Origin of the sequence: Rhodococcus sp. 66b, from assembly GCF_002076325.1 — a bacterium.
GTDB classification, from domain to species: domain Bacteria; phylum Actinomycetota; class Actinomycetes; order Mycobacteriales; family Mycobacteriaceae; genus Rhodococcus_F; species Rhodococcus_F erythropolis.
On the sequence record NZ_MUZB01000039.1, the window covers coordinates 1 to 5,903 of the forward strand.

Here is a 5,903-nt window from a genome sequence, read left to right on the forward strand (position 1 = left end):
CTCTGCCTGTACATCGACGGGGACGCCGTCCGAGGGGTGGTGTGGTCGTCAGACGAGCCCCCGTACTTCGTTGACTATTCCACCTACCTCGACATCTGGACTAACGTCGGGCTCGGAGCGTAGTCCCCGCGGCAGCCCTGTCCCTCACGGCAATCAGCTGATGGGTCGCGGCGAGAACCAACGCAAGGAAGGCCGCCGGAACACTCCCCACCATCGCTATCAGAGACGGGTTTGTGGAGCTGAACGCGACGGCGAAGCCCCACACAGCAGTGGAGAGCATCGCACCGGCAACGATCCAAGACACCACAGGCCGCGGGATCACTGCCGGAACGATGCACAGCGCCACAGGAATAGCCAACACCAGGAACAGTTGGCGACCGAAGTACTCGTGAACTGTGCCGAGGCATACCGCCGAACTCAACGAATCGAAACCGATTTCGCAACTGGTGATTTCGTACACCGGCCACTGAGCGCTCGCAGATCCCAATACCCCCACCGCGATTGCCAACGCAAGCCACGCGATCCGAATGCCACTCATGAGGCATGATCATGGCATGTGCCGTCGAGTTGGGGCGCTGTCGTCAGCGCCACCCTCACCGAGCGATCAAACTTGCTGATTGCCAGCATCATCGGTGACGGCTGACGCGGAATAGAGCGACCGGAATGTGGTCACGAACTCATCGATGGTTTCGCACACTTCGGCCTCGTCTTGCGGTGCGCGACTGGGATCATCGTGTCGTAGAGCGTTCATGATTTCGATCTGCAGCCACGCCCAGCGTAGGACTTCATGCCGGTCGCGCTGTTCTTCCTCGTACTTGTCGACGATCGATTCGTAGAAGGTCACCAAGGAGTGCAGAGATCTTCGGCCGTGGACATAGTCGTCGGCTACCTCGAGGACCAGCGGATAGTGATCTGGCGAGTCGGCTGAAGAATCTTGCGGGGGATCGGAAGTCATCGCGATGTGTCCTCATGTTCGACGTTCAGGAAGGTTCGACAAGGCCTAATCATGCGGCCGAAGTGTCGCCGTGCGCGTGACGCCGGGCGGTGATGCTGGTCTCGGGGATGGTCACTTCAGTTGAGGTCCGGCCAGTTCCACGCTGCGATCGTCCCGCCAGGGGCCGAGACGACGAGCACGTTCCCGGGTGCGGAGACGTTCAAGCTTTCGAAGTCCGGCGACGGTGGCACCGACAACACGGCACCGGTGTCGAACAGTACGACGAGTGATCCGTCTGCGGGGCAGGTGCTGAGTTCGATTGTCGCGCCGACCAGTTCTGCCGCAATGTCTACCCCGGATGCAGGCGCGGGAAGGTCGATGGTGATCTCGGTGTCGTCGGGGCGGGTGAGCACGGGATTCTCCTCGACGAAGTATCGAACGCGCTCGTCAGTTTCGAACTGTAGGGCGTGACCGACCTCGGCGCGGGCAACCCGCTGTCCGGCGCCTGGAAGATTCATCGCGTTCACGTCAGAAGGATATGACGACCCCGGCTGCGCCCCGCATGGGTTGCAGGGGTGGGAGAACTTAGTGCCGGTGCACTGTCATGTGATCGTCAGTCGACCAGGGCGGCAATCGGGAACGACTTCGCGGCCCTCGACCTCAATCCACCGGCGGTGCCGTGGGTCTTCCTTCTGCGGAGGGAGCGCCGGAGGCGGCGAGGATGTCGATGTCGAATTTGCCGTCAGCCCGACTACGAAGAAGATCGACTGCGATCGAGGCGACGTCGTAGTCCATGAACGTCCCCTGCTCGGTTCGGCAGTGCAGCGAAATGTACACGATCCCGCCCACCACACGGTAAGCCTGGGCCTGGACGCGGAAGTCGGCACCCAACACCAGCCCAGCCCGGGTACAACGCCATCGGCCCTTCGGGAAGCCCCGGCAGCAGGGGGATTTCGTCGATACCGCCGTCGGGGAGCATCCCGTCCACGCCATAGACGATCGGATGTCCGTCCGATTCCTTCGACACCACTGCCAACGGCATCGACGCCACGTTGAACAAGATTCTGGGCGCACCACATAGAAGGGCATCGATGACAAGGGAATCACCTTCTGCGCCGAAGGAAACTCCGACAAGAGGGGTACTTCTGATGACTGTTTCCACGACACGAATCTCCTGCCCCGTGACCAGCCGAGGCGCGTGAATTTCCAGGTCGAGAGCTGGCAAACTCGGCCAGGGCTTGCTTTCGACCAACATCACAACAGTCCTTCAAAACGCGCGTCCCAGACAGGGTGGTCGGCCGGCGCCGGTTCAGTGTTCGACGGGCCACACACCGTCGGAGGCTTTGATCTCGCGGATCATCGACGGGCTGCCAGCGGGCCAAGTCTGGATGAGATAGTCCTCGGTGGCGGAGTCGACGTCCATGTCCCAGTGCTCGGCACGTCCTCGCGTGGCGATACGGAAGCAACGCGCGCCGGTGGGGGAGGTGAGTTCCCCGAACTCCTCGACGATTTCGTTCGCCAAGGTGATGAAGAGCATCGGTTGGCGGCACACTACGTGGACCTCTTCGATATTTTCCCAGGCGTCGAGGTCGATCGCGGGGCCACCGTTGAGAAACATGTCGTCGTCGCCGGAGAGCTGTTCGAGGGTGACGTGCACCGGCCCGTAAGCGATGCCGGTGCGAACAGAGATCAGGTTGTTGCCTGCGTCGAACACCTGCCCCTCTGAGTAGGTCTCGGTGGGATCGGTGTCGGCCGCGGAGATGAGGAATGTGTGGTGCTCGGCATCGACCAAGCCTCGTGTAATCATTATCCGATTGAATCAGCGCGGGCAAGGAATTCCGTCGAGGATCACGCGTGTTGCCCACGTGATCGTGTCCGTCGGTCGCGGTCGAACAGGGGCGCATCGGTAGTCTGAGTTCGTGCCGTATGAGCAGGGATTGAGCGATTGGCGGGTCTACACGGCCGAAGAGTCCGTGGGGGGGACAAGGTGCCGCTGACATTTGACGAGGCAGTCGCCTTCGTGCGGGAAGCGACGGCAAGTCGTTGGTGGGCAGAGGCATTCCCTCATGCCGTTCCCGTCGAGGTCGTGCTCGGCGGCGACGAAGTTTCCGATGCTGGGGGTCAAAGCTACGCGATGTCATATGCGTCCCAGGTGGGCCGTCCCGTTTCGCAGCGGTGGGTGATCTCGATGCATCCCTCCATGGTGGGCACCCGGATCCCCATCCATGAGCTGGCGCACTGTGCGTCCCCGCTCACCACCTCAGCGAACTCAACAGCTGACTGAACCGAGAATGCGTCATCTCGCCGCATGAGGCCTGGTCTACATGAGGTTGCGTGCGAGTTTCGCCAAGGATCCTCCTGCAAGTTCGTGGATTGTTCTGTGAGGCGTCGGATTTCGAGGTAGGACGATTACTTCGGTAGCGGCAGGATCCGTCCGGTTCCGGGGTCGAAGCAGACGAGGCCGAGGTTTTGGGCGGCCCGCACGAAGGTCGCGGCTATCAGGCTTGTCGCCCGGTCGTCGCCGCTGATGTAGATCGCGGCGAAGCTCACAGCGATGTGCCACGTCCACGCCCCTTCGCTGCCGGCATGCGGTCCCGCAGGTGCGATGTGAACCGTGAATTGTGCGGGACTGTCGGTGTCCGGTGCGTTTTTGCTGACCGTGATCGCAGCATCAGGATCGGTGCGCGGAAGTTGCTCTGCGAAGGTGGTCACAAGTTGGGCGATCGTGTCGGTGATCCAGCCGACGGGACGGGCGATCCGTTTTCGGTAGTAGGCGACCGCCGCGTGGTGACTGTCATGCTGTTCGGGCGAACCTTCCCACGCTGCGGCGTGAAATTGACGGATCGGGTCGAGCTCTGCCGGGGCGGTGTGTGGTTGTACGGGCAGGTCCGGTTCGTCTCCCGTCCGCGGTTCCGGCAACCGGTCCGAGTACGACGGGAACGTCGGCGACGCAGGAATTTCGCGATGAGGGTGGGCGGGGCGGTGTTCGAACGCTTCCTGGTTCTCGGTCGCGATCTGCGCGGCCAGTTGCGCGGCCGGGTCCCACCCTGGTGGGGGTCGGCGGCCGCGGGTGAACCACGGCATTTCGCTGTCGATCCAGTGCCGGCGCCACGCCGCGTGCGTGCGCCCCGAGGCGTGGTCGTCGTACCCGAATTGGAATCCGCAGCAGGGGCAGATTTCGTCGGAAGCCGAGGTATCGTCGTCGTTGTACGGGCGGCGGGTGAGGTTCGGGTTGCCGCAGATCGGGCAGGTGTAGATCATCGCAGTGCTCCGCGGTCACGGTCGAAGAAATGGTTACCCTCGGCGGGTTGTGTGGAAGGTGATGGTTTTGCGGCCTCTCGTATACCTACCGAGGGCGTTGGGGTCGGCAGCGTAGGCCCGAATCCTGTCTTGCGGTGGCGTCGTCCTCGACACGTCAGTGCACACGTGTGTAGGTGAGGGTGTTGCCACGTGGCAGGTGAATCAATCGGATTGTGTCGGTGGTGAGTTCGCCGATGCCCAAGTATTGATCGCGTGGGTGCTGGCCGTCGAAGGTCAGTTGGGTGTGCAACGCTGGTTCTGCGGACTGTGCTGCCGCATCGGCGATGTCGGGGACTTCAGCGGTCGGAATCAGCTCCCACGTGCCCGATCTTGTGGCATCCATTCCCTCATAGCAAGTGGTGAGTGTTCCGTCAGCAGCGAAGGTCATACGCGAACGAGAGTCTGCGGTGTCCTGCCAGGTGCCGACGAACAGTTCCGGTGCCGTCCCGGCCGTCGCCAGATTGCCGGGTACAGACGAGCACCGACTCGGCCGCTGGGCCGGTGTATTGGTGGCTGCCGCACCGGATCCGACGGACAGCAGCGACGACGTCGAGTCCTCATCGGCGACCGGGGCATGACTCTTGAGAAAGAGCAGCGCACCGACAAGCGCTACACAGACTGCCCCGAATACCGCGAAAATGACCAGGTCCCGCAACTTGCGGACCCGGTGTTTGCGCTCGGCTTGCACCTTCAAACGTCTCACCCCCGCATCCGGATGAGATCCTCACCTTGACACGGTTCGCGCAGGCGGCATAGATCCACCAGAGAGTTTCGCCTCTTCTTTGCAGTCCCACTTGTCGTTCGATCAGCGTGATTGTGCTGATTCATCAGATTAGCCAGGTCGTTGGTGCGCTCGGTGATCACGGCCTGCCGGGTTGCAGTGGCGATCAGCATCCGAGGAGGACCGAGCTTTCCTCGCCACGGAGATGCATTGTCCATGAGGTAACGAAGATGTAACGGCCTGAGGGTTGCTTCCAAAAAGATCCAAGGGTCTGGCCAGCCGTTTCGCTGAAACAATTTAGACTTCAACGGTTTAGCCACAGTGAGTTGCATCTCAAACCGAACAACTAGATTGCTCAATGTTTGCGAGATGGCGTTGACTGTGACGGGAAGAACCAGGCAAACGTGGCCCATGGATGCTTACATCCGGAACGGGTCCTGATGAAGGAGAAGCTGAATGACGCGCCTACGCAAGACGATTACCGCAGCCGCTTTGATTCCCGCCGGTATTGCAGCCATCGCGCTCAGCGGCGCAGGCACAGCATCAGCTATCGCTCCGATCAACGACAACGGGCGCATCGGGGTTCAGCTGAACCAGGGCGAGACCGCGTTGTTCGGTCAGGTTAACGCCGGCGATGCGATCGAATCTGTCACCACGCCGAGTCAGGTCGGTGTGCGCGTGGCCCCAGGATCGATTTACGCAGGTACTGACGGCGTCCGAGGACACCTCGACCAGTTCGCTGACGAAGCCGCAGCGCGAGGCGGAGAAATTTCTCTCGGCGTGCTGAACCCGGCGCGGGGTTCGCAGCAGTTCTTCTTCATCCAGAGCTGGTAATCCTCTCCGCCGAAGAAGTGTTGCTTCCCTCCTCCGCCTTGTATTCCAGCAATCGTCGCAACACTCGTGGTTACGAGACTTCCAGTAAAGCACTCAGGCGCTCTGCAGGGGTGT

At 61.5% G+C, this 5,903-nt stretch carries 9 protein-coding genes; 2 read left to right on the forward strand and 7 right to left on the reverse strand.

The genetic code is table 11. The features are described from left to right. Positions 1-100: 100 nt before the first annotated feature. The 5 genes from B0E55_RS31050 to B0E55_RS31070 all read right to left on the reverse strand — a co-directional run bounded on the left by B0E55_RS31050 (position 101) and on the right by B0E55_RS31070 (position 2,741). Entirely contained in the window at positions 101-538 is a 438-nt protein-coding gene (locus tag B0E55_RS31050) for a hypothetical protein (RefSeq protein WP_019749977.1), read from the reverse strand. 66 nt (positions 539-604) lie between these two features. Then, positions 605-955, reverse strand: a complete 351-nt coding sequence (locus tag B0E55_RS31055) for a hypothetical protein (RefSeq protein ID WP_019749976.1) — start codon at positions 953-955, stop codon at positions 605-607. A 116-nt stretch (positions 956-1,071) separates the two neighbouring features. Continuing rightward, complete coding sequence (locus tag B0E55_RS31060) at positions 1,072-1,452, reverse strand: DUF6188 family protein (protein ID WP_241896197.1); 381 nt, start codon at positions 1,450-1,452, stop codon at positions 1,072-1,074. 142 nt (positions 1,453-1,594) lie between these two features. After that, positions 1,595-1,828, reverse strand: a complete 234-nt coding sequence (locus tag B0E55_RS31065) for a hypothetical protein (protein WP_019749974.1) — start codon at positions 1,826-1,828, stop codon at positions 1,595-1,597. 415 nt (positions 1,829-2,243) lie between these two features. After that, positions 2,244-2,741 (reverse strand): hypothetical protein, encoded by a 498-nt coding sequence (locus B0E55_RS31070; RefSeq protein ID WP_019749973.1) that lies wholly within the window; start codon positions 2,739-2,741, stop codon positions 2,244-2,246. A gap of 180 nt (positions 2,742-2,921) precedes the next feature. Here B0E55_RS31070 and B0E55_RS31075 point away from each other — a divergent pair, with 180 nt between their 5' ends. Then, entirely contained in the window at positions 2,922-3,218 is a 297-nt protein-coding gene (locus tag B0E55_RS31075) for a hypothetical protein (RefSeq protein ID WP_019749972.1), read from the forward strand. A 125-nt stretch (positions 3,219-3,343) separates the two neighbouring features. Here the strand turns inward: B0E55_RS31075 and B0E55_RS31080 are convergent, their stop codons facing one another. Both B0E55_RS31080 and B0E55_RS31085 read right to left on the reverse strand, forming a co-directional pair. Continuing rightward, a complete protein-coding gene (locus B0E55_RS31080; RefSeq protein WP_080911170.1) occupies positions 3,344-4,195 on the reverse strand; it encodes a TFIIB-type zinc ribbon-containing protein in 852 nt (283 codons plus the stop codon). A 154-nt stretch (positions 4,196-4,349) separates the two neighbouring features. Next, positions 4,350-4,937, reverse strand: a complete 588-nt coding sequence (locus tag B0E55_RS31085) for a hypothetical protein (protein WP_125461312.1) — start codon at positions 4,935-4,937, stop codon at positions 4,350-4,352. A 474-nt stretch (positions 4,938-5,411) separates the two neighbouring features. Between B0E55_RS31085 and B0E55_RS31095 the strand changes: the two genes are divergently transcribed. Continuing rightward, positions 5,412-5,789 carry a hypothetical protein gene (locus B0E55_RS31095; RefSeq protein WP_019749968.1) on the forward strand — a complete coding sequence of 126 codons (378 nt, stop codon included), beginning with the start codon at positions 5,412-5,414 and terminating at the stop codon, positions 5,787-5,789. Positions 5,790-5,903 lie beyond the last annotated feature (114 nt).

Bases quoted from the DNA above. Each gene is read 5' to 3' on its own strand.
- B0E55_RS31050 (WP_019749977.1), bottom strand. From the start codon at position 538: ATGAGTGGCATTCGGATCGCGTGGCTTGCGTTGGCAATCGCGGTGGGG.
- B0E55_RS31055 (WP_019749976.1), bottom strand. From the start codon at position 955: ATGACTTCCGATCCCCCGCAAGATTCTTCAGCCGACTCGCCAGATCAC.
- B0E55_RS31060 (WP_241896197.1), bottom strand. From the start codon at position 1,452: ATGAATCTTCCAGGCGCCGGACAGCGGGTTGCCCGCGCCGAGGTCGGT.
- B0E55_RS31070 (WP_019749973.1), bottom strand. From the start codon at position 2,741: ATGATTACACGAGGCTTGGTCGATGCCGAGCACCACACATTCCTCATC.
- B0E55_RS31080 (WP_080911170.1), bottom strand. From the start codon at position 4,195: ATGATCTACACCTGCCCGATCTGCGGCAACCCGAACCTCACCCGCCGC.
- B0E55_RS31095 (WP_019749968.1), top strand. From the start codon at position 5,412: ATGACGCGCCTACGCAAGACGATTACCGCAGCCGCTTTGATTCCCGCC.